This window comes from Xenorhabdus sp. KK7.4 (assembly GCF_963876465.1).
GTDB lineage: Bacteria > Pseudomonadota > Gammaproteobacteria > Enterobacterales > Enterobacteriaceae > Xenorhabdus > Xenorhabdus stockiae.
Genome location: NZ_CAWNQF010000133.1, coordinates 63,086 through 87,230 on the forward strand (window position 1 = coordinate 63,086; position 24,145 = coordinate 87,230).

A 24,145-nucleotide genomic window follows, 5' to 3' on the forward strand; every position below is an offset into this window, starting at 1 on the left:
AATCAATTAACTTCCTTAGCTGTATTTGCCTGTTCCGAACGATTTGCTCCAAACTCACGGTTACGGGATAAACATTCAGGGCATTGCTGCGCTATATCTCTAAATGCATCAATGGGTTGGTCACAATCCATTTTTTGGCGAGATACCAGAGTCGATAAAAAATCCAGCAATTCAGGTACCCAGGTAGAATCTTCTAGTGTGTCATACAAAACCGACAATAAACTGTATGAATAGCTGACCCAATCCGCTGTAGTTGTATGGGAATGAACCGTATGGACATGTTTACCTTCATCAGCTGAGAGCTGATTAACTAAATGATTCAGCACCTTATGATGCCTGAAACACCAAGGAGTCAGTACATCTAAAAATTCAGGGCTGAATACACGATCAGAATATCCATACACACGGGTACGCAAGAGTTTTTCCCAATGTAATTCAGTAGCCCGTAACTTTGGCCTTATTCCTGTCTGAGTTATAACCAGCTCCCTGACCTGTCGTAAGGTATCCCCGGTTCCACAATTATCATCAATAATCGAAATAGAATGCCCGGATGGGATGTTACGTCCCCAGATATTATGATTATTGCTACATGCATCATCATAGCGGGAAACTTTCACTAAATTGAGTTCACTATTCCATGCTGCGGCAGTGACTGCCGCTGTCGCTGCACCGCCTAACATAACCCCGATAACGGAAGAGTTAGGACATGCATCTATTTGCGCAGCAGCCAGTGTTAACAAGTGATTATCTCCCTCGATATATGTTCTTGGTACCTGATGCCCCGTATCAGCCGGAAGTTTCAAGTTTTGAAGTAAAGAAGGAGAAAAACCGGATTTTCTTCCCGTCAGTGTTGAACAGATAATTTCAGCACACGCCTTTACCCCATCAATAAAAGGTACAATGTCTTCATTAGTAACCTGTGGAGCACCTAATAAACTGTCGATAATACGTAACAGTTTCACCAGACAATGATCAGCCAATATATATTTTGAAGGCACTGCGCATTGTTTATCTGTGCACTGCAATTTAATGATGATGTCTGCATAATATTTTACTGTTGCCAATAACTCATCACAGGTTTTGGGTTCGTAATAAGCAATACCTCGGGAACTGAGGAAATTCTGTTTCTTCGCGACGACTCCCGGAAGCTCCATAACTTCTTTCATCAAGTGACTTGTTCCGGAGATACCGCGTAAATCGCCTAATAAACCAACAGCATGCAGGTCTAAAATTGATGGAATAACTGAAGAAGGTGAAAGAAACTCAGCCATATTTAACCTCTCTGAGCTTGCGCTTTTGGTGTTCGGGTTGCGGCAATTGCTTCTTCAAGTGGCACTTTACCGATATGTAGCGCCTGACCAAGAATGGCACCTTCAACACCCTGATCATACATATCGGCTAAAACACGCAGGTCATCTATGCTTGAGACTCCACCACCAGCAATGACCGGCGATGAGGTTTTTGCGCATACTTCACTCAGCAGGGTAAAATTGGGGGAACTCATCATGCCGCCCCGTTCAACATCAGTGACAACATAACGCTGGCATCCCTGCCTTTCCAGATCTTCAAGAATATCCCAAAGCTTGCCGTTGTTGACATTCCACCCATGAGTTGCCAGTTGATAACCTTCCGGCGTACTCCTTACATCCAACGCAATAGCAACCTTATCGCCATATTCACCAATAGCTCTGGCACACCAGTCCGGATTTTCTAATACAGCGGTTCCTAAATTTACCCGCTGGCATCCGGTTGCCAATACCCGGCTCAAGATCTCTTCATTTCTGATACCGCCACAGACTTGTACATTAATATCGACCGCCTCGATAACATCAGCAATCAAATGACTGTTTGAACCCCGGCCTGACGCAGCATCAAGATCAACTACATGTATCCATTTTGCTCCGGCATTTTGCCAGGCCAACGCGACTTCTGCCGGAGTACCTAAAGGCCGCCGTAATGTTGCACTTTCACCACGAGTTAAGCGAATTGCAGAATTTGATGTCATCGCTATTCCATCGACAATATCAACAGAAGGGAATACCTCGAACGTTTTCGTACCTATCATTTACCCACCTGATTTATTACAAATATATTTCCGGAGCTTAATAACAAAAATCATTAATGTGATTACTACTCATTGCTGAATAAACAACGTTCATCCTGAATAACCAATGACATTCACATTAGTTTATATTAATAATTTCAGTTAACCATTTCAAAAAATCATAATAAGAAAAAGAAATGACTTTTCAATAAAGTTATTTTGTTACGCATTTTTATTTTTTTATAGCAAACAAATAAAATAAAGACAGAAATAAAAACCAACAAACAAAAATAAACACTCACTCTATCCAGTCATTATCTTGTTATCAGAATAAAATTCTTAACATGGTATATTCAATGGATTTCAGATTACGTTGAACGGGGAAAAAACGAATCCATTCAGCATAGATAACTCCCTATTTATAACCATAGTAACCAAAGGGATGAACAAAGCTAACAGAGAATAAACTTGAAATACGAAGGCTATATTTACTATAAATTAGTTAAAACCATATCAATTATAAAGATACATTTATTAAAAATAATTATTTTTATGAGGAAAACCATGGCGAGAAAAATGGAAGGAAATAATAAAAAAGAGAAACTATCTCTGGGAATTATTCTAATACTAGCGATGGCACTACCTGTACACAATGGATTTCAAGATGCATCGCGGCGGCAAGGGAGTTCATCCCCGGGAGCATAGATAACCGTATGTTTATAAAAACGGTGACTGGGGTGAATGAGCGCAGCCAACAAAGAGGCAACTTGAAAGACGAAGTGTATATGCTGATTCTTTACGCAGGTGGAACACTCGCTCCTTTTATTCTAAGAGAAGGAATAATTAATCGTGAACTCTTGGGAGGATTTATCCGGACGAGACATTTGCAGTCTTGATTCTTGCAAATCATCTTTGGCTAAAGAGTGTTGGTAATTTATCGCAACAAAGCGATTAGACAGTACATGATGATTATCACTCACAATCAGGTAAACTGAATGCAATATCGTGCATAATTTTCATCAGGCGCAATCAATTGATGAGCAAATTTGCGATACAACTATAAAACGAGTTTTTCTGTGTGCGCCATAGCCATATGCGCACTATCTCACCTTTACTGTGTTTATCTCATCAAAAAGAGGGATGTTATGAAATCACGTGCTGCCGTTGCCTTTGGGCCAAACAGACCACTCGAAATTGTTGAAATTGATGTAGCACCGCCGAAAGCCGGTGAAGTACTGATCAAAGTTAGTCATACCGGTGTTTGCCATACTGATGCTTTTACGCTTTCAGGTGATGATCCCGAAGGTTTATTCCCTGTTGTGCTTGGACACGAAGGTGCTGGAGTCGTTATTGAAGTTGGTGAAGGCGTTACCAGTGTTAAACCCGGCGATCATGTCATTCCATTGTATACAGCTGAATGTGGTCAATGTGATTTTTGCCAGTCCGGTAAAACTAACCTCTGTATTGCCGTTCGCGATACTCAGGGAAAAGGTCTGATGCCTGATGGAACAACCCGCTTTTCCTACAACGGACAACCTGTTTATCACTATATGGGATGTTCCACATTCAGCGAATATACCGTTGTAGCCGAGGTTTCACTGGCAAAAATCAACCCGGAAGCAAATCATGAACATGTTTGCCTATTAGGTTGTGGCGTAACGACAGGTATCGGTGCTGTACATAATACGGCTAAAGTTCAACCGGGAGATTCTGTGGCTGTTTTCGGGCTGGGTGGTATCGGGCTTGCCGTCCTTCAGGGAGCACGTCAGGCTAAAGCAGGCCGTATTATCGCTATTGATACCAACACGACTAAGTTTGAATTAGCCAGACAATTTGGTGCTACAGATTGCATCAATCCCAACGATCATGACAAACCTATTCAGCAGGTTATTCTGGATATGACGAAATGGGGAGTTGACCATACTTTCGAATGTATTGGTAACGTCAATGTCATGCGTGCAGCGCTTGAAAGTGCTCATCGTGGCTGGGGTCAGTCAGTCATTATCGGTGTTGCAGGTGCCGGACAGGAGATTTCTACCCGTCCATTCCAGCTTGTTACCGGTCGGACATGGAAAGGAACAGCCTTTGGCGGTGTCAAAGGGCGCAGCCAGCTACCGGAAATGGTTGAAGATGCAATGAAGGGTGAAATTGAGTTGGAACCTTTCGTGACACATAAAATGCCACTGGAAGATATTAATGAAGCCTTTGAGCTGATGCATGAAGGTAAATCTATCCGGACGGTAATTCACTACTAATTGCACAGTCTCCACATTCTACCGTTTTAGAGAGAAAAGTAATGGAAAGAATTGAACATCGCGCATCCTTTGGCGGGTGGCAGGATGTCTACCAACATGAATCCAGTACTCTGAACTGTCAGATGAAGTTTGCAGTTTTTCTGCCGCCTCAGATAAAAGACAAGAAATTACCGGTATTGTACTGGCTCTCCGGATTAGCCTGTACTGAGCAGAATTTCATTACCAAAGCCGGTGCTCAGCGTTACGCCTCAGAACATGGCATCGTTATTGTTGTTCCGGATACCAGTCCGCGAGGCGATGATATTCCTGACGATCCTGCTTACGATCTTGGAAAAGGAGCCGGGTTCTATCTCAACGCACTGAAACAACCCTGGGCAGCGCATTATCAGATGTATGATTACATTGTTTCAGAGTTACCTGAGTTAATTGAGAAGCAGTTTAATGTTAACGATATACGGGCCATTAGTGGGCACTCTATGGGTGGACATGGTGCGTTGGTTATTGCGTTGAAAAACCCGGAACGTTATTGCAGTGTGTCGGCATTTGCGCCAATCGTAGCCCCGAGTCTGGTTCCGTGGGGAGAAAAAGCGTTTTCTGCTTATCTGGGCGAAGACCGATCGCTATGGAAACAATATGATACGGTAGAATTAATTAAAAATGGTGAAGTAAAAGAACAATTACCACTTTTAATTGAGCAAGGAACGGGTGACGATTTTCTGAATCGCGAGTTGCGCCCCGACTTATTACTGAATGCCTGTAATGAAGAAAATTACCCGATAACAATCAACTTTCGTCAGGGTTATGATCACAACTACTATTTCATTGCCAGCTTTATTGAGGAGCATATCGCCTATCATGCCAGAGCAATGCAAAAACAGGCTGAAAGGCAATAAATTTTAACGCCATAATCTACCTTTCCTGAAAGCGGTAAATACCCACCGCCTTTCTGATAATAAACTGGTTTCCAGCACATATTTTAACTTACTGGAAACCAGCCTGACAAAACCATCCAGATAATCTTATCGAAGTCACTCGCCTTTGAATTTAATTTGCGATAGCATCTGCGCCCTTTTTACGATTTTTCGACAATTGAAGACGAGGAAACCTATGTTCATCGGTTTTGACTATGGCACATCAAATTGCGCAGTAGCAGAAATGATCGGGAATACGCCACAGCTGATCGCTATTGAAAATGACAATTTTTATATGCCTTCTGCACTGGCAGCACCAACCCGAGAATCAGTTTCTGAGCACTTGTTCCGCCACAGAAATATTACTCCGGGTTCTCCAGTCGGTGAGCAGTTACTCCGCAGCGCAATTACGGCAAATCGTGAGGAAGGTATCGAACTTTTACCTGAAGATATCGTATTCGGTCAGGCTGCACTGGCACGATATCTGGAAGACCCTCAGGATATTTATTACGTCAAATCACCAAAATCTTTCCTCGGTGCCATGGGGCTAAGAGAAGTGCAAATCAGCTTTTTCGAAGATTTGGTTTGCGCCATGATGTCCAACATTAAGCAGCAGGTAGAAAGCAAAACCCAGCAATGTGTTGAAGAAGTCGTTATTGGCCGGCCGGTTAACTTTCACGGACGTGGTGGTGAAAAATCGAACCAGCAGGCCGAGTTGATTTTGTTACAGGCAGCGAAACGGGCAGGCTTTCGCAATATAGAATTCCAGTTTGAGCCTGTCGCGGCGGGGCTGGAATATGAATCCACCCTGACTGAAAATAAAGTCGTTTTAGTCGTTGATATTGGCGGCGGAACAACAGACTGTTCGCTCATTCAGATGGGGCCAGACTGGTGTGGTAAATCTGAACGTAGTGACAGTTTACTGGCGCACACCGGTCAACGTGTTGGTGGTAACGATCTGGATATCAATCTGACCTTTAAACAACTGATGCACCCTTTTGGCTTAGGCAGTAAATTTGCATCAGGTATTGAGATGCCCCTCACCCAGTTCTGGAACCCGATTGCCATCAATGATGTGCAGGCACAAAAAGAGTTTTATTCTCGCCAGAACCTAGCCGCATTAAAATCTTTACACCGAGATGCACAAGAGCCGGAAAAACTGGCACGGTTACTGAAAGTTCACCACGAAACACTGGGCTACAGTCTGGTACGCAGTGCTGAAGAAGCGAAAATTGCACTGTCAAATAACAGTGAATACCGTGCTCAGTTAAATTTATTATCAGAAATTATTGAAGTCGATATTCAGCGCGATCAAATGATAACTGCTATCGAATCTACGAAAGATAAAATGACCAGACTGGTCAGCGAGGCAGTCACTCAAGGTGGCATCCAACCGGACGTCATTTTTATGACCGGTGGTTCAGCCAGCTCTCCTATTCTGCGTCAGGCGGTTGAGCAGGTATTACCGGAAGTGCCTCTGGTCAGTGGTAACTACTTTGGGTCTGTGACGACAGGTCTGGCACGCTGGGCGAAAGTTTGTTTTTCTTGATATCACGAGCAAGTTAATACTTCACTGTTTTGAATTCCCCCGTTCAATATGACGGGGGAGTTTATAAATTTGTATACAGGATCAACAATTTTATTTGAGTTTATCTTTCATATCCTGAATTTTGATATCTAAATCGGTGAATCCGTTATCAAACGCTTTCTGATACCATTCAAGTGCTTTTTTCTCATCTTTCGGGACAACCTCACCCAATTCGTAAATTATCCCCAGATTTCGCTGAGCTAAAGCCGACAGAGACTCTTCAGCATTCAGATACCATCCCATGGCCTTATTGTGATCTTTTCCTATCCAATTGCCGGTCCAGTAAAGATGACCAATATTTTCTGAAGCCTGAAGGTTTTTTTGCAGAAATGCTTTTGAAAACCATCCCATTGCTATCCAGCCACTTTTTTCTACTCCCAGCCCTTCCATATATAAATAACCCAGCGCGTTCTGAGCAGTAGCATCTTTCTGTTTGGCTGCTTTTTCATACCATTTGTACGCTAATTTATAATTCTGAGACACGCCGGTACCAGTTCGGTAATAATCGCCCAATTTTACTTGTGATTCGGCATCGCCCTGTTTAGCAGCTTCAGCATACCATTTTGCTGAGTTGGAATAGTTGCTCTGCCCGTTATATCCTTCAGCATAAATATGGCCCAATATCTTTTGAGCATGGAGATCTCCCTTTTCTGCGGCTTTAACGTACCAACTAATGGCATCATTATAATCTTGTGATACACCTAATCCATTAAAGTACATATATCCTAAGTTAGCCTGCGCAATCGCCTTTCCCCGTTCAGCAGAGCGAATATTCCATTTGTATATATCGCTATCATCCAGCCCAACATCTAATTCCTCAAGGTAAAGACCGACAATATTTGACTGAGCATCATAATTTCCTTGTTTAGCCGCTTTGAGAAACCATATAGCTGCTTCTTTGGAGTCCTGTGTTACTCCGAGTCCCTTATGATAAAGAGAAGCCAGATAATATTGTGCCCCTGCATCTCCTTGATTAGCAGCCTTTCTATACCATTTAGCAGCTTCTTTATAATCCTGCTGGACATCTAATCCTTTTTCATACAATCGCCCGGTTTTAAATTGCGCTTGCGTATTACCATCGTTCGCTAATCGTAAGCAGGCTGAAAAAGCCCCTTCTTCTATCTGGCAGGGATCCTGGGGTTTACATGCTGTGGTTAATACGCTGAAAACCAGAAAAAAGCTGATACAGAGTAATCGTTCCATGTTGTTGTTCCTGATTGATTATTGTGGAGAGCTTCGTTATTTCCTGAGCTTTTTCATTAATATTTCCACTTTCTTCCCGACACCTGCCGCTCCGTTTTCCTGCGCTTTTTGATACCAAAAAAGTGCTTTTTCGTTATCTCGTTGCACAATTTGGCCCTGTTCATAAATTCGGCCCAGATTTAATTGTGCAGTAGCATCACCTTGTTCAGCCGCTTTGATAAACCACTCTAGCGCTTTTTTACCGTCTTTTTTGACACCATCACCATGCAGGTAAAGTACACCGATATTATTCGCTGCTAATGTTGAGTTTTGATCTGCTGCCTTCAATAACCATTCCATCGCAATAGCGCTATTTTTCGGTACCCCTAATCCATCTATGTAGAAATAACCGATATTAACTTGTGAACCGATGTCTCCTTGCTCAGCCGCTTTCAGATACCACTCAGCCGATTTTTTATAATCTTGTTGCACTCCTAACCCTGATGCGTAGTATTCACCCATCACAGCCTGCGCATCAGAATCTCCTTGCTTAGCCGCTTCTGTATACCACCTAGCTGATTTGGAATAGTTTTTTGGTACGCCTAATCCATATCTATACAGATAACCAAGATTAAACTGAGCGTCTGAATAGCCCTGCTCAGCCGCTTTAATGAACCATTTGGCTGACTCTTCAAAATCTTGTGTAAACCCCAGCCCCTTCAGATATAAAATCCCCATATTGAACTGGGCTCTGGCGTACTGTTGTTCAACAGCAAGAAAATACCATTTGGCTGCCTTCTGATAGTTTTTTCCGACACCTAATCCTTCTTCATAAAGCAAGCCAAGGTTAGTCTGACCAACCGAATTTCCTTGTTCAGCCGCCTCGGCATACCATTTGGCGGCTTCCTGATAGTCCCGCTCTACGCCAAATCCTTTCTCATAAAGATATCCGATGCTAACTTGCGCATCAGTACTTCCCAACTCAGCAGCTCTCAAGTACTGTTTACGCGCTTCCTGATAATCCTGTTCGACACCGGAACCATCAAAATAGAAATCAGCCACATAATACTGAGCATAGGAATTTCCCTGTTCAGCCGCAGCCCGATACCATTTCATCGCCTGTTGATAATCTTTTTCTACTCCTAATCCATCCCGATAAAGACTGCCAAGATCAGACTGCGCATCAACATCTCCCTGTTCGGCTGATTTAAGATACCATTTAGCAGCTTTCGGATAGTCTTGTTCTACCCCCAAGCCTTCTTTATATAAATAGGCAATAAAATATTGTGAGTAGGCACTTCCCTGCTCCGCAGCCTGACTGAACCATTTCGCGGCTTCTTTATAATCCTGAGGGGCTCCTTTCCCCTTAAAATATAAATACCCGATATTATCCCGCGCATTGGTATTACCTTTTTCTGCGGCCGGCAGATACCATTTAATCGCTTCCTGATAATTCTGTTCTACACCAAAACCTCGTCTATAAAAATCGCCAAGATTATCCTGACTCTTCGTATGCCCCAGTTCAGCGGCCTCGGTATACCATTTGGCGGCTTCCTTATAGTTCTGTTCTACTCCCAGCCCCTTATCATAGAGATATCCGATACTAAACATTGCATCAGGATCATCCTGCTCAGCTGATTGCTTATACCATTTGAGTGCTTCCTGATAATCCTTCTTAACGCCAAATCCGTAGTAATAAAACTCCCCCACATAATACTGCGCATAGTGGCTTTTCTGTGCAGCGGAAGCGCGGTACCATTTCATCGCCTGCTGATAATCTTGTTCTGTACCCAATCCATCCTTGTAGAAATCACCCAGTTCAGCCTGTGCATAAGAATTTCCCTGACCAGCCGCTGCCTGATACCATTTCAGCGCCTGCTGATAATCTTGCTCTGTACCCAATCCATCCTTGTAGAAATCACCCAGTTCGACCTGTGCATAGGCATTTCCCTGATCAGCCGCTGCCTGATACCATTTCATTGCCTGCTGATGATCTTTTTCTACGCCCAATCCATCCCGATAAAGATTACCAAGATCAAACTGTGCATCGACATCCCCTTGCTCAGCGGCTTTGAGGTACCACTTAACCGATTCCGGATAGTTTTGTTCTACTCCTAGTCCTTCTTTATATAAGTAGCCAATAAAATACTGTGAATAGGCATTCTCCTGTTCAGCAGCCTGACTGAACCACTTCATTGCTTCTTTATAATCCTGAGAAACACCCATTCCTTTAAAGGAGAAATACCCCAGATGATTCAGAGCATCAACACTGCCCTGCTCAGCTGCGGAGAGATACCATTTGGCGGCCTCCTGATAGTTCTGGTCAACTCCCAGTCCCTGATTATAAAGATTGCCAAGGCTGACCTGCCCAAAAGCGTGTCCCTGTTCAGCCGACTGGAGATACCACCTGACTGCTTCCTGATAGTCCTGCTGTACACCAAACCCTTTCTCATAAAGATACCCTATGTCCACTTGTGCATCGGGATCTCCCTGTTCAGCCGATTTCGCATACCATGTGAACGCTTCCTGATAATTCTGCTCGACGCCTAATCCTTCCTTATAGTAATACCCTACAAAATACTGGGCATAAACATTCCCCTGATTAGCACCAGCGAGATACAATTTGAAAGACTCTTTATAATCCTGCTCTACTCCCCATCCTTTATGGTAGAGACCAGCAAGAGTATTTTGTGCCTCGATATCCCCCTGATTGGCAGCAATTTTGTATTTTTCAGCCTCTACCTTATAGCGCTCATGAAGATCCGCCTGAGCATCAGTATTTCCCTGTTGAGCAGATTCGGTATACCACCTGATTGCTTCCTGATTATCTAATGGAACTCCTAGTCCTTTTTCATACATTTTCCCGATCTTATATTGCGCAACTGCATCACCTTCATCAGCTAACCTCAGACAAGTGAGAAAAGAAGATCCATCAACCTGGCACGGATCTGCTGGCTTACATGCTGAGATAGAAACAGTCAGAGTGAATAAAAGAGCAAGCAAGGGAACGCGTTCCATGTCTTTAATTCCTTATTTTTGGGAGTTCAGTAGGAGGGCAAAGTGAATACACATTAACAAATATTATATGATGGGGGAATAATGTTGATTATTTCAATAAATGTTAAAAAGTGGGGTTTATTATCTTTTTATAAAAACAGTCTATTGAAGAAATAATAACTTAAAAAACCAGAATGAAATAAAATATTGTAATACCCAAAAGAAAATTATCAGTCAAAACAGACTGAAATGAAAAAGTAAGTTAATTCAACCGAAAATCGACAGATTATGATCTATCCAAAACTAGTGAGCCTGTACGGAGATTTTTGTACAAGCCCTACAACATAAGGCATGGATAAAATCACTATTGTTATCTATTTACTCAACCAATAAGGGAAATGCAGAGAGCAAAGCAGAAGCACTGATAACATTTATAGAAGGAATGATAATAAGAGCTGAGTTTGGTGAGATTTCAGGCCAGGAAGAATGTTATCGAACAATGGCAGAACGATTCATTTAGAATGTGTTACCAGATGAAGGTTTTTCGGTCTCTTAGCCAGCGATGCTGACCAAGAGACCGATTACCATAAGAACAAAAAACGTTCAGAGATTACCCTGGTGTTGGGTTAGTTTAAAGCTAATTACCTTCTGTCTTTCAAGCTGCTACTTTGTTGGCTTCGTTCACTTCCCCCTGTCACATAGTTGACTATGCTCCTGAGAGTCTTTCCCTTACCGCCCGATGCAACTCGAAATCCATTAGGTATATTCAAAATAATGAAAATTATTTGTCTAAATAAAAGGCAGTGATAACTCACTCCCCGGTTATCTGACAAAATCTTAATTATAACTTATATTTTTACAGCCAAATTAATACACCAGACTCATGACAAAATCAACAAATAAAAGCTCAAATGTTGATTTAGCTACACAATATTCGCGTTTTTATTTAACTAGCAAAAAATACAAAATGATTAACGTTAATTTATCTTATTGATTTATATCAATAAAAATTTAATTTGCTGAGTTTTTTACTAAATACAAAAAAATAAGCATATTTTACGAAATTTATTGCATAGGTAACGTGAATATGAAAAGTACTACTGTATAAATATACGGAATTTATAGTATCCTTTTAATCACGATAAAGTTTAAATTGAAGGCTAACCATCAGCAATTTCATCAATATCCCCCATGAGTTTCGAGTTGTATTAAGACAATAAAGGAGCACAGACAACAAAAAATCAACATAGAAAACAGGGGATATAGCAGGATGTTATACTACATTAGGCAGGATTTTATCGATGAAATAGCATGGAGAAATGCTCTCCATGCGGTTGATTAATGTGCAGCCTTAACAACCCAGCGATTGAACAAATAACGCGAGCCATAAGCAGGAAAGACGTTAAACAAAGCAAAGAAGATTTTAATTAAGATCTGAACTACCATCATTCCAATAATCTGATTGGTAGGAAGTTTTCCGTAGAATGCAACAAAACAGAAAACAAAACTATCAAGGATTGATGCTATAAACGTACTAAAAAACACCCTTAGTGCCAGAAACCGAGAATTTGTCATGTCTTTTAACTTACACAAGACATACGAATTAACCAGCTCTGAGACTAAAAATGACAATGAAGAAGCAAAAATCGCCGACAAGATGTGATTCATCAAAGCATTATACTGCTCATTCAAACCCCAGCCCGGAATGGCCGGTAGACCCGTCGATATGCTTAATAACGAGACAATAATCAGGTTAGAAACCAGAGACATGTATATTGCTTTTCTTGCCAGCCGGAATCCGTAAAACTCACTGAGCAAGTCAATAACTAAAAATGAGAACGGATAAATGAAAGTACCCGGAGTCACAATAATATCAAAATATTCGATATAGACAGGTTTCGCTGCCGCTATATTACTGAAAGTATAGAAAATTGTTAGTAACAGGGCGAGAAGTGAATAAACAACCCAGGATTTTTCGTTACGCTCCTCAATTTCATAGATTGAGGGTGAATTTGGAAAACTAGAATATATTTTTCTGTAGAGCGATTTCGTTTCGTGACTATCTAAGTCATCTGCGATTTCACTCTTTTCTAACTCCTTCACATTGATTTTTAAAACTTTTCCTGTTGATAAAATCAATACATTGGCTGTATTATCGTAACTGTTAAATCCCAATAATTTATATTTTTTTCCCATACCCAAACCGCTCTTCCATTATATCTCCAATCACTGCAAAATCGTCTGAATTCTCAACACAATACTCATTGATATGAAACTTTTTCTGTTTTGGATCGAAACATAATTTAGGGTTGCCGCTCTGATAATTACCTCTCCTGACTATTAGTAAATCACCAGCATTATATTTACCCGAAAAATCATTCTCAAGTAAAATAGCAACAACATTAGGGCCAGAACCAAAATAATAAGTTAATGTTCTTCCGACAATAAGTGTGCCAATTTTACTTTCATAAAACTCGGCAGTAACACACTCAGATTGCATAAACAGCGGGACAGCACACGGATTCATATTCCCCTCATAAGAAACAATTGCATCAATGCGCTCTTTTTCTGCGATATCAATCGCCTCAATCTCACTATAAGAAATACCAAAAAAATTAGATACTTTTTGGATTGTTGAGGAGTGAACACTTTGTACCCGACCATCTAAAATATTGTAGATCGTTGTTCGATTAAGCCCCGTCCGGTCACAAAGTGACACCCGGGTTTCCCCTCTAGAATCAAGTAAATACTGTAAATTTTTTCTCAGGTATTCCATTTTTTGTTTTTTATACATAGCAATGCCCAGGAAAATATGTAACCATCTAATTTATATGACCTTTTAGGATAAACATTTTTTATTAAATTTCGGAAGAGTGAAGAACACTCTTGCTATAAAGCATAAAAAATGATAGCAATTTATTTTCTAACCTTATTATTTAATAATACAACTAAATTGTTTTTTATGGAAAATATTAATTTTTCGAGTTATATTTTGATTAACACCATTAAAAAATAATAATAAAAATACAAAAATAATATTAAATAAAGTAAATATGACTTATGCCAATGCTTTTTATCAAAAACTCGCCCATTCCATATCAAAATTATGACTTCTATTTAAAGATCAATGAGGAATAACATATAGATATATTGGTTACTATTTACATAATAAAATTTACCACATGTAAACTATATGAGATAAAAATGAGTTCACTCTATAAAAATAATGAAACCTACTTGAAAGGGTTGATCGCTATGATGGAACATCTCAGCGATCCTTGGGGCATAAAGGATTTAGAGTCCCGTCATATCTATATGAATAAAGCAGCCTATCTATATACTAATACACCTGAAAATTTTGACGTAGAGGGTAAACTTGATTGTGAATTTCCGGCTCACTGGTCTGAAGATCAATTTACACAAGATTTAAAAGAGCATGACCGGAGAACCGAAGAATCAAAAGACAGGGTTTCCATCATCGAAACCCATTATTGGTATGGAAAAAATAGCCTCGCCCCTTTTATCAGCGAAAAATTCCCTGTGTACAACGATGAAAAAGAATGCATTGGCATTGTCTGGAATGCCAAGCCACTCAGTAGTCTTTCCCCTCTGAAATATATTAATCAACACAAACCCAGCGTGTTAACAACTGAGGCTGAAACAGACCTGTTTACCAAAGGGGAACTGGATGTCATCTTTTTGATGTTGCAAAGGCGTTCAAGTAAGGAAATAGCTCAGATTTACAATGTCACGCCTAAGACAATAGAAAATCGGATATATAACATCTATCAGAAAGCGAATGTTCACTCGCATCAGCAATTTGAGGAATTTTGCAGGCATTTACAATTAGATAGTTATATTCCTGAACGTCTAATTGAGAAAGGCGTTCTATTTATCTAAAAATCAGGGAATGATCGATGGTAGTGGTCAAAATTGAACACAGCCCACTAAGCCGAGTACCACAACAACAACGTTTATCTTTGCTGAGCGTGGCTATCGTCCATATGGGCATGTTAACCGCATTGGATCAATTTATGTTAGGTGCTGTCCTCGGCAACGCTATGACACTGACCGATGCATTTATTGCTATTTTTATTGGCAGTCTGATATTTGGTATTGTCACTTTTGGCCTCGGTTTTGCCGGCATGCGTGAAGGCTTATCCGGTAGTTTATTGGCTCGGTGGTGCGGTTTTGGACGAATAGGTTCCGTGTTGATCGGTCTTGTTATTGCCGTCAGTTTATTAGGCTGGTTTGGCATTCAGAATGCTATTTTCGCTAAATCCCTTAACTTCGCTTGCGGGGATAAACTTGGCTTTAGTCTAGCGGCAATCATATCCGGTACTATATTGACGACTCTTGTCGCTTTTGGTTTTAAAGCATTGCGATTCACTGCCAGAATTGCTGTACCCATGTTTATCCTGTTAGTTGTTTATATTTCCACCATTGTACTGCCCGGTGATTCTGCCCAGAATTGGTATGAAATTATGCAGCTACCTCATTCAGATGAAACTTTATCTATCAGTGCAGGTATCACCATAGTTGTCGGTGGCGCAATTGTTGCCAGTTTGATGACTCCTGATCTGACTCGTTATACCAAATCAGGGCAACATGTTTTTGGGATCACACTGTTGACGATTCTTGCCGGTGAGTTTGTTATTAATGGGCTGGCTATTTTAATCGCGAAAGCACTAAATACAGCCGATGTTGTCACCATTATGTCCCAGGCCGCGGGTGGTGCGGGTTTGTTCGTTGTAGTGTTTTCAACATTAAGAGTGAATGACCTGAATCTGTACTCTTCATCATTGGGCGTTATCAATGCTGTCGAAGGAATTACCGGGAAAAAACTACGTTATCCTCCAACAACAATAGTAATTGGGATATTGGGAACCCTATTTTCTATTTTGGGTATTCTAGATCGATTTGTGGATTTCCTTACTGTACTCGGCGTCGTCTTCCCACCAATTTTGGGAGTCATGCTGGTTGATTACTATATTTTGCGTTCTTATCGAAAGGTATTGGATGAAAGTAGACAAAAAGGACAACTTCCGCCTGAAACACCGGTTATAGGCTGGGCTGCTATTATCGCCAGTCTCGTTGGCAGTATTATTGGATTAACTGTTGAATGGGGAATACCAGCACTTAATTCATTATTAATAGCAAGTGGGGTTTACTGGTTCACTAAATCTGCTCTTAAACGCTTGCCATGATTCACCCCAGATATTGCTCCCTACTAAGGGAGCAATTTACTTTTCGTCTTTCAATTTATTCTTTAACCATCAAGTATGATCTTTAAGCTCATTGTGTTCGTAATAAAAAACTCTTAGCTCTTACTGTGCTTTTCAGCGTATGTGTCACTATTAACCCATTGATGATCTGCTTCCCATGTAAACAGCCACTTACGCGTAGGCCCAGCCATTACGTTCAGGTAATAACTATCATATCCGGCAATTGTTGCTACAGGGTGATACCCTCTCGGAACCATCACAACATCTTTGTTATACACCGCCATTGTTTCATCTAATAAGCGATCATCAGTGTAAACACGCTGTAAACAAAAGCCTTGTGGTGGGTTCAGACGATGATAATAAGTTTCCTCCAAATAGGTTTCCTGAGGTTCATTATCAGTGTCATGTTTATGGCTGGGATAGGAGCTTGTACAACCTTCATCAGTATAAACTTCCACTACCAATAAGCTATCAGCTGGCTGGTGATCAGGAAGGATGTTATGAACATAACGACGATTATTCCCATTTCCCCGCTGTTCAGCCCCAATATCCTGCGGTGTAATTAAGCGAGTTGGAGAATTTCCTTTCCCTTTTGCCTGACAAACCGCCAGTTCAAGATGGGTTTGAGCAATAATCTCTATCACCTCATGTGGCGCAATATAGACAGCATAAGGTTTTTTACGCTCAAACGGACTCATACGATCACCGATCTGTTCAAATCGCTGTTGAGCAGTGTTCACTGTTGCTTTTCCTGCAACTAAAACCAGACAGGTTTCATTTTCAGAAGCAGCCAATGTTATTGACTCCCCCGTATCCAGCTCGTAAACATCAAAATGAACATATCCCCAGTTTGCGATTTCTGGCGAGATATGTTGTGTTCGCTTGTTTTGATCGGGTTTATGATATTTTGACAGCAGCTTAGACATACAATCTACCTCAAGATCACTTTTTAATGTCAGTGTTCACATCAGCCCTGCATCTTTAGCAAGCCGATGTAAATTTTTATACCCTAATGTGGCGTAAGTCAGCGGGTGTGCAACTGCAGGGTCCTGCTCTGCTTCAACAACCAGCCATCCGTGATAGTCGTTATCTCTCAATACATTGAAAATATCGGAATAATTTACACAGCCATCACCCGGCACAGTAAAAACACCACTTAACACTGCATCCAGAAAACTGGTTTTCCGGTTTTTGACATCTTCCAGTACCTCCGGCCGTATATCTTTGCAATGCACGTGGTTAATTCGTTTACTCCAGCGTTTTGCTACGGTCAGCGGATCGTCTCCGGCAAAGGTTAAATGCCCTGTATCCAATAACAGCCCAACCTCTTCACCCGTGTTTTCCATCAGATGATTAATGTCTTCAGCACTTTCAATCACTGTTCCCATATGATGGTGATAAGCAATCTGAACCCCATGAGACTGGGTATAACGGGCAAACTCTGTTAATTTTTCTCCATACTCCTGCCAGCGCTTTGCCGGAAAAAGGGGGCGTAAATGCACGGGCTTAGTCTGGTCACCATGTATACAGTCTGTCACTTCGGCAAAAACCATCACCGTCGCTCCCAGTTCACGCAGCAGTGTTAAATGTGACTGAACAGCTGCAATTTCTTCTTCAACACTGCGTGTCAACAATTGCCCGGAATACCAGCCAGATACCAATTTCAGATAATGGGAAGCCAGAATAGGCCCTAATATCTGCGATTGGCGGGGGAATTTATTACCCAATTCAAAACCCGCAAACCCTGCCTGACGCCCTTCTGATAAACAGGTTTCCAGCGATGTTTCTGCTCCCAGAGAAGGCAGATCATCATTAGTCCATGTCAGAGGGTTGATGCCAAGTTGAACGGTCATGACGGTTCTCCTGTATATTGAGGATTCAGTTCTTCTTTTGCATTTTTTTCATCACGCTGACGCCAGTCATTAATCAGATTGTGGTAGTTCTTTTTTACTTGGAGAACGAGTGTCTCATCATCAATTTCACCAGCCAGCCATTTCTGTGATGCTTTACCGAATAATGTTCGGCCAACGGCAAACCCTTTGACTATGGATTTACCTGCTGCTGCATTAAAACCTGCCTTGAGTGTTTTTGCGGGTGCATCCAGCCCCAGAATCACAACTCCACGGCAATCAGGATCCCGTTGCATAATCAATTTTTCAATTTGATCCCACGTTGTGGATTGCACAGGAGGCAATTTCCACCAGTCAGGCTTGATACCAAGATTGTAGAAACGCTTGAGTGCACGCAGGTAAAATTCATCTGAACGTGTCATTCCTGATGGCAAGATCACCTCTAAGAGTAGCTCATGACCTGACTGGCAACAGGCTGCATAAACTTCCTTCACTATTTCTTCCTGCTCCAGACGCAGAGTGCTGTTATCTTCAGGGTGGAAGAACACCAGACATTTCACGATATGTTCCAATGGCCAACTGACCAGCTGGGAACCAATATTTCCATGTTCTAAACAGAGTGGACGGGAGCCGGGTAATTCAATCGGACGCCCTATCCATAATCCCTGCCCGGTCGCAGCATCAAGAACGTCCTGCCCAAAAGTACTGTCACATAATATGCCTGAGTGACCTTTTAGATTAGCTTCTGTACTCACCTCCTGACTGGCTTGGAATAACAATTTTTTCAGAGGTGGAATGAGCTCAAGACTGGCATTCACTTCACGTGCCATTTCAACAAACTGAATCCGGTGATCAAACGCCATGACACACAATTCCTGCCACTGCTTATGACGGCTACTCACGCGATGAAGATGATTCAGGTGGATATCTAAATCAGGGCGATAAGATGTTGCTGTTGATGCAAGTTTTTTTGCTCGCACGATATAGTTATCTAGTTCTGTTTTATCCGGCATTGCAGGCGCACAGCCATGCCGTGAAACGACCAAAGCGCCACAGGCATTTGCATAAGCGCAACTTTGTTCCCAACTTTCGTTATTCAGATACCCTCGCAACAGACCAGACATAAACGCATCCCCCGCTCCCAACACGTTCAGTATTTCTACTTTAACGCCTTGAATCGTGATCCCTTCATCAAGAGTCTCGGGGATATTCCCGATAAATACAGAGCACCCTAGTGCCCCACGTTTACAGACCAGAGTGGCAGAACTCAGTTTCCTGACTCTGCGTAAGGCATCTAAGGTGTTTTTAGCGCCACCAGCGATATGAAACTCTTCTTCTGTACCCACTATCAGATCAAATTGAGAGAGGACTTCCTGTAATTGAGCAGTCACCTGCTCTGAAGCGATATAGCGGGTTTCGCCGTCACCCAGTGAAGTCAGTCCCCACAAAACAGGGCGATAGTCGATATCAATAACTGTTTTTACACCATTACGGCGGGCATATTGTAATGCAGTCAGCACGGCATCTCTGGTTTTCGGGTGAGAAAGATGGGTTCCGGTAATCGCCAAACAGCGGGCAGAAGCAATATATTCCTCACTGAAATCATCGCGGGTAATCGCCATATCAGCACAATTGTCACGGTAGAAAATCAGCGGGAAAGTTTCTTTGTCTTTTATACCGAGTAACACCAAAGCCGTAAGACGCTCTTTATCCGTAATTAAATGGCTGGTATCACACCCTATCCTCTCCAGCTCTTCACGCAGAAAACGCCCCATATGCTCATCACCGACTCTGGCCAGCATGGATGATTTTAATCCCTGACGCGCTGTACCATAAGCTACGTTGCCAGAAGAGCCTCCCAGATATTTAGAGAAACTGGTCATGTCCTCCAAACGTGCCCCTATCTGCTGACCATATAAATCAACCGCAATACGTCCCATACAGATAACATCAAACTTTCTATGTTGCTCCATCGCTCCACCTCTTACCCAATGTGCGTTTTGCTAACTTATGTTGCTAACCCATGTATGTCGCTAACTGCGAGATTTAATTAATTTCAGTGACGTTAACCCAGCGTTTTTGTTCATGAGCAGACAATCGCATCCAGAATGCGAGAGACTTTCCAGCCTTCAGTAAAATCAGGCCAGATATCCTGATCCAACGCGATACCATCAACTAAATCTTTCACTTCCACGGTTTTCTGGTCATTGAAGCCAATACCATGCCCGGCGCCGTGACAGAAAGGGGCATAATCCGGATGTTCCGGCCCGACCAAAATGGTTTTAAAACCCTGACGATTGACCGGTTCATCGTGCCGGTAGAGTTTCAGTTCCGCCATTCGTTCCTGAGTAAAACTCAGAGTGCCTTTAGTCCCTGTAACGACATAAGTCAGCCCCATTTTGCGGCCACAGGCTATGCGGGAAGTTTCAATCACGCCTATAGCCCCGCTATCAAAGCGTATCATTGCATGAGCCTGATCTTCGTTTTCAACGGGGATCAATACAGAAGAACCCGATATTTCAGGGCGTACTTTCACAATTGTTTTCATATCACCACAAACCGTTGTGATATCTCCCACCAGATACTGAGCCATATTAATAATATGCGCGCCAAGATCACCCAATGCGCCCAAACCAGCCTCATTCTTAAAGCAGTGCCAATGAATAGGACTCAGGGGATCAGCCATATAATCTTCATTATGTGTGCCGTAAAAATGCACAACTTCGCCAATCTCACCATTCGATATAATCTCTTTAGCCAGCTGAGCAGTCGGGTTTTTCATATAATTAAACCCCACCAGCGTCTTCACTCCGGCGATAGTGGCTGCTGCCACCATCTGTTTTGCATCATGTGAATTCAGGGCCAGTGGTTTTTCGCAATAAATATGTTTACCGTGCTTAATGGCTTCTAATGCCATTTCTTTGTGCAAAAAGTTTGGCGTACATATATCAACTACATCAATATCAGGATCAGCAACCAGTTCTCGCCAATCGCCCGTTGAGCGTAGAAAACCGAGTTCTTTTGCTTGAGTCTGAGCAAGCTCCGGTGTGATCCCGGCAATCATTTCACGTATTAATTTTCCTTTTAATGGAAATACCGTCGGTGCTTGCGCATAAGCTATAGCATGGGCACGCCCGATATATCCCGCGCCAATCAGGCCAATCCTAATTTCTTTCATATTATTTGGATTCCCTATCACTCAGATTTTCTAGGCGTTTTCACGATGAATGGAGTGCTTAGACAATACTTTACTGATTTGATAAGCGACATATCCCAGAATTCCGGCTGCAAACAGATAATAAAGTGTCATTACATAATTCGGCACATTCTGAGCCAGAAAAACGTACATTGAGATAGCAGCCAGTGTAATTAGCCATCCCATAGGTTTCACCATTGACCACGGGGTAATATCCACCTGTTTTGTATACACTTCTTCATAACTTTCAGCAGGGAAGAAATAACCAACTGTCAACATAAAAATGACATTCAGCACAAATAAGATGCCAACCAGATGGAAGAAATGGATATCAATATGCAGGATAAAGTTACAAACAATATATGCTGACATACCAAACAGCAGCCCCAGTTTTGCTGCAATCGGAGGAACACGTTTTGTCATCAGCCCAACCAGCACAACACTAAGAATAGGAGCATTAAAAATCCCCTGTAATTGTTGGATCAGGTAAAACAAACCATCAGGTGCATTTGCAACGAGCGGAGCAATCAGCATCGTTACCAACGCCAGAGCAATACCCAAATATTTTCCTACAGCTACACTTCGAGCTTCACTGGCATTCGGGTTAATTCTCTGTTTGTAAATATTGACAGTAAATAAAGTAACGGAGGAGTTCAGGCCACCACTGAATGTAGAGAATACAGCCCCAACAACTACCGCAGCAAAAAAGCCAACCAGAATTTTAGGCAAAACTAATTGTACTAATGCAGGGTAGGCATTATCCGGGTTATCTATTTGCCCATTAAAAATATGGAATGCAATAACACCCGGTAAAATAATGATGGAAGGAATAAGCAATTTTAATACAGCGCATAACATGACCCCTTTTTGCCCTTCCGCCAGATTCTTCGCACCCAATGATTTTTGTACAATGGATTGGTTGGTGCACCAGAAGAACATATTGGAAATGATCAATCCGGTAAACAGGGTTGAAAATGGGACAAGTGAATCTTCACTGCCAATGGAGTTAAATTTATCAGGGTGAGCCTGATAAACATCGGTCAGGCCTTGCCAGGCACTGCCATCCCCGACATACAGTAAGGCAAAAATCGTAACGATGCCTCCGCCGATAATTAACCCGATACCATTGATGGTATCGGCTACAGCAATCGCTTTAATTCCGCCAAAAATAGCGTAAATGGCACCCAGCCCGCCGACACCCCAGACCATAATCCATAACGCAGTGGTTTTATCGACATTGAATACCTGAGAAACCTGAAATAAACTTTCCAGCGCAATAGCTCCGGTATATAACACGATAGGCAATAACGAAATAACATACATAGCCAGAAACAAAACAGAGGTAATCAGTAAAGTATTTTTGTCAAATCGCCGTTCTAAATATTCTGGAATTGTTGATATTCCCAATTTTAAATATTTGGGCAGGAAGTAAATCGCAAACAGTACAATAGTTAAGGCTGCTATAACTTCCCATGCCATAACAATAAATCCCGTTCTGAATGCCAGTCCATTTAAACCAACCAGATGTTCTGTAGACAAATTCATTAATAACATTGAGCTGCCGATATAAACTCCGGTCAGAGAGCGCCCACCTAGAAAATAACCTTCAGTGGAATCAATTAAATGTTTATTCCTTGTTTTATAATAAGCAATCCCTGCCACCAGCAGGGTAAAACCAATAAAAGAAAGAAAAGCTGACATGTAATGTTCCCCTGTTTTTCTATGATCTATAATTTGATTTCTTTACCGGACAACAGGGATTCCAGCGCCTTATCAGCAAGGTATAATGCCTGTTCACCATCAAAACCGGTTGTTTCTGGAGTAGCTCTGCCAGCCATAACATCGACAAAATGATCCCATTCCGCGATATATGCTTCACGATAACGTTGCAGGAAAAAATGTTCGGGTTTAGCGGAAAGACATCCGTTATCTCCCCATAACTCCACACTATTTTCCTTAATATTACCGGCTGTCAGTAAACCTTTTTCACCATGCAGTTCAAGACGCTGGTCATAGCCATACCCCGAACGGCGGCTGTTAGCGATGCTCACCATAGCGCCGGAAGGAAATTTCATCACAATAAACGCAGTATCAATATCACCCGCTGAGCCAATGGCAGGATCAACCAGATTGCTGCCTTGTGCATAAATAGCACACGGCTCTTCTCCGATAATAAAACGGGCCATGTCAAAATCATGAATCGTCATATCCCGAAACATACCACCGGAAACCCGGATATATTCAGCCGGTGGCGGGGCAGGATCACGGGATGTGATCATCAGGGATTCTGCCTTACCGATTTTTCCTGCATGAAACAGATTTTTCATCTGACGGAACTGAGGGTCATAGCGACGATTAAAGCCGACAAACAGAGGAACCTGGCACTCTTTTACCACAGCAAGGCATTGCCTCACCCGTTCAAGCTCAAGGTGGACCGGCTTCTCACAGAAAATCATTTTATTATTGCGGGCAGCCTGTTCGATTAAATCAGCATGCGTATCTGTTGCTGAAGCAATAAGTACACCATGAACCTCCGGATCAGACATTGCTTCTTCAGTTGTTTGTATTTTGACCTGATATTTCTGTGCCAGTGTTTCAGCATTTACCTGATAAGGATCAACGACAGAGTAGAGGCAGGTTTCTTTATGACTGGCAATGCTAACCGCATGCACCAGACCAATTCTGCCAGCACCAAATAATGCAATATTAAACATGAATGCTCCTTGATACCTCTGTATCCCCGTCGTCTTTCAGATTACTTCGTTATGAGCCATCTTCTGAAATCCATCGGGTATATTTGCTTTGGGTTTGAATAAAAATATATCAACCAAAATATTTATTTCAATTTAACAAACATTGGAAATTTTATTTTTTAGAGGCGGTTAGCATTTTGAGAT

At 41.9% G+C, this 24,145-nt stretch carries 16 protein-coding genes and 1 pseudogene; 5 read left to right on the top strand and 12 right to left on the bottom strand.

Translation table 11 applies throughout. The features are described 5' to 3' along the window. Positions 1 to 2: 2 nt before the first annotated feature. Both AACS90_RS21200 and AACS90_RS21205 read right to left on the bottom strand, forming a co-directional pair. Positions 3 to 1,271, bottom strand: coding sequence for a hypothetical protein (locus AACS90_RS21200; protein ID WP_099121396.1), 1,269 nt, complete (start codon positions 1,269 to 1,271; stop codon positions 3 to 5). A gap of 2 nt (positions 1,272 to 1,273) precedes the next feature. Then, on the bottom strand, positions 1,274 to 2,065 hold the full coding sequence (locus tag AACS90_RS21205; RefSeq protein WP_099121397.1) for a HisA/HisF-related TIM barrel protein: 792 nt from the start codon (positions 2,063 to 2,065) through the stop codon (positions 1,274 to 1,276). A gap of 1,124 nt (positions 2,066 to 3,189) precedes the next feature. Between AACS90_RS21205 and AACS90_RS21210 the strand changes: the two genes are divergently transcribed. The 3 genes from AACS90_RS21210 (at position 3,190) to yegD (ending at position 6,759) form a co-directional block, all read left to right on the top strand. Further along, positions 3,190 to 4,299: an S-(hydroxymethyl)glutathione dehydrogenase/class III alcohol dehydrogenase gene (locus AACS90_RS21210; RefSeq protein WP_099121398.1), complete on the top strand. Its 1,110-nt coding sequence runs from the start codon at positions 3,190 to 3,192 to the stop codon at positions 4,297 to 4,299. Positions 4,300 to 4,340: 41 nt separating this feature from the next. Beyond that, positions 4,341 to 5,192: an S-formylglutathione hydrolase gene (gene fghA, locus AACS90_RS21215; protein WP_099121399.1), complete on the top strand. Its 852-nt coding sequence runs from the start codon at positions 4,341 to 4,343 to the stop codon at positions 5,190 to 5,192. A 214-nt stretch (positions 5,193 to 5,406) separates the two neighbouring features. Next, positions 5,407 to 6,759: a molecular chaperone gene (gene yegD / locus AACS90_RS21220; RefSeq protein WP_099121400.1), complete on the top strand. Its 1,353-nt coding sequence runs from the start codon at positions 5,407 to 5,409 to the stop codon at positions 6,757 to 6,759. Between the two features lie 90 nt (positions 6,760 to 6,849). Here yegD and AACS90_RS21225 read toward each other — a convergent pair whose 3' ends face one another. The 4 genes from AACS90_RS21225 to AACS90_RS21240 form a co-directional block, all read right to left on the bottom strand. Next, positions 6,850 to 8,001, bottom strand: coding sequence for a tetratricopeptide repeat protein (locus AACS90_RS21225; RefSeq protein ID WP_099121401.1), 1,152 nt, complete (start codon positions 7,999 to 8,001; stop codon positions 6,850 to 6,852). A gap of 36 nt (positions 8,002 to 8,037) precedes the next feature. Next, a complete protein-coding gene (locus tag AACS90_RS21230) occupies positions 8,038 to 10,998 on the bottom strand; it encodes an SEL1-like repeat protein (RefSeq protein WP_099121402.1) in 2,961 nt (986 codons plus the stop codon). Between the two features lie 1,317 nt (positions 10,999 to 12,315). Beyond that, positions 12,316 to 13,173: a queuosine precursor transporter gene (locus tag AACS90_RS21235; RefSeq protein WP_099121403.1), complete on the bottom strand. Its 858-nt coding sequence runs from the start codon at positions 13,171 to 13,173 to the stop codon at positions 12,316 to 12,318. Then, the gene (locus tag AACS90_RS21240) at positions 13,157 to 13,771 is read right to left on the bottom strand and encodes a helix-turn-helix domain-containing protein (RefSeq protein WP_099121404.1); all 615 of its coding nucleotides are present in this window, start codon (positions 13,769 to 13,771) and stop codon (positions 13,157 to 13,159) included. The genes AACS90_RS21235 and AACS90_RS21240 overlap by 17 nt, the downstream gene beginning before the upstream one ends. Before the next feature lie 410 nt (positions 13,772 to 14,181). Between AACS90_RS21240 and AACS90_RS21245 the strand changes: the two genes are divergently transcribed. Together AACS90_RS21245 and AACS90_RS21250 are read left to right on the top strand one after the other, a co-directional pair. Further along, positions 14,182 to 14,877, top strand: a complete 696-nt coding sequence (locus AACS90_RS21245) for a helix-turn-helix transcriptional regulator (RefSeq protein ID WP_099121405.1) — start codon at positions 14,182 to 14,184, stop codon at positions 14,875 to 14,877. Positions 14,878 to 14,900: 23 nt separating this feature from the next. Further along, the gene (locus AACS90_RS21250; protein WP_099121483.1) at positions 14,901 to 16,184 is read left to right on the top strand and encodes a cytosine permease; all 1,284 of its coding nucleotides are present in this window, start codon (positions 14,901 to 14,903) and stop codon (positions 16,182 to 16,184) included. Positions 16,185 to 16,297: 113 nt separating this feature from the next. On the opposite strand, the gene iolB is transcribed toward AACS90_RS21250, so the two are convergent. The 6 genes and pseudogenes from iolB to iolG all read right to left on the bottom strand — a co-directional run bounded on the left by iolB (position 16,298) and on the right by iolG (position 23,962). Next, on the bottom strand, positions 16,298 to 17,128 hold the full coding sequence (iolB, locus tag AACS90_RS21255; RefSeq protein WP_099121406.1) for a 5-deoxy-glucuronate isomerase: 831 nt from the start codon (positions 17,126 to 17,128) through the stop codon (positions 16,298 to 16,300). Between the two features lie 36 nt (positions 17,129 to 17,164). Then, positions 17,165 to 18,055: a myo-inosose-2 dehydratase gene (iolE, locus tag AACS90_RS21260; RefSeq protein WP_099121407.1), complete on the bottom strand. Its 891-nt coding sequence runs from the start codon at positions 18,053 to 18,055 to the stop codon at positions 17,165 to 17,167. Further along, complete coding sequence (locus AACS90_RS21265; protein WP_099121408.1) at positions 18,052 to 20,025, bottom strand: bifunctional 5-dehydro-2-deoxygluconokinase/5-dehydro-2-deoxyphosphogluconate aldolase; 1,974 nt, start codon at positions 20,023 to 20,025, stop codon at positions 18,052 to 18,054. The genes iolE and AACS90_RS21265 overlap by 4 nt, the downstream gene beginning before the upstream one ends. 73 nt (positions 20,026 to 20,098) lie before the next feature. Next, positions 20,099 to 21,230, bottom strand: a pseudogene (locus AACS90_RS21270) (Gfo/Idh/MocA family protein). 30 nt (positions 21,231 to 21,260) lie between these two features. Continuing rightward, the gene (locus AACS90_RS21275) at positions 21,261 to 22,949 is read right to left on the bottom strand and encodes a solute:sodium symporter family transporter (RefSeq protein ID WP_099121409.1); all 1,689 of its coding nucleotides are present in this window, start codon (positions 22,947 to 22,949) and stop codon (positions 21,261 to 21,263) included. Between the two features lie 26 nt (positions 22,950 to 22,975). Beyond that, positions 22,976 to 23,962 (bottom strand): inositol 2-dehydrogenase, encoded by a 987-nt coding sequence (gene iolG, locus AACS90_RS21280; protein WP_099121410.1) that lies wholly within the window; start codon positions 23,960 to 23,962, stop codon positions 22,976 to 22,978. Positions 23,963 to 24,145 lie beyond the last annotated feature (183 nt).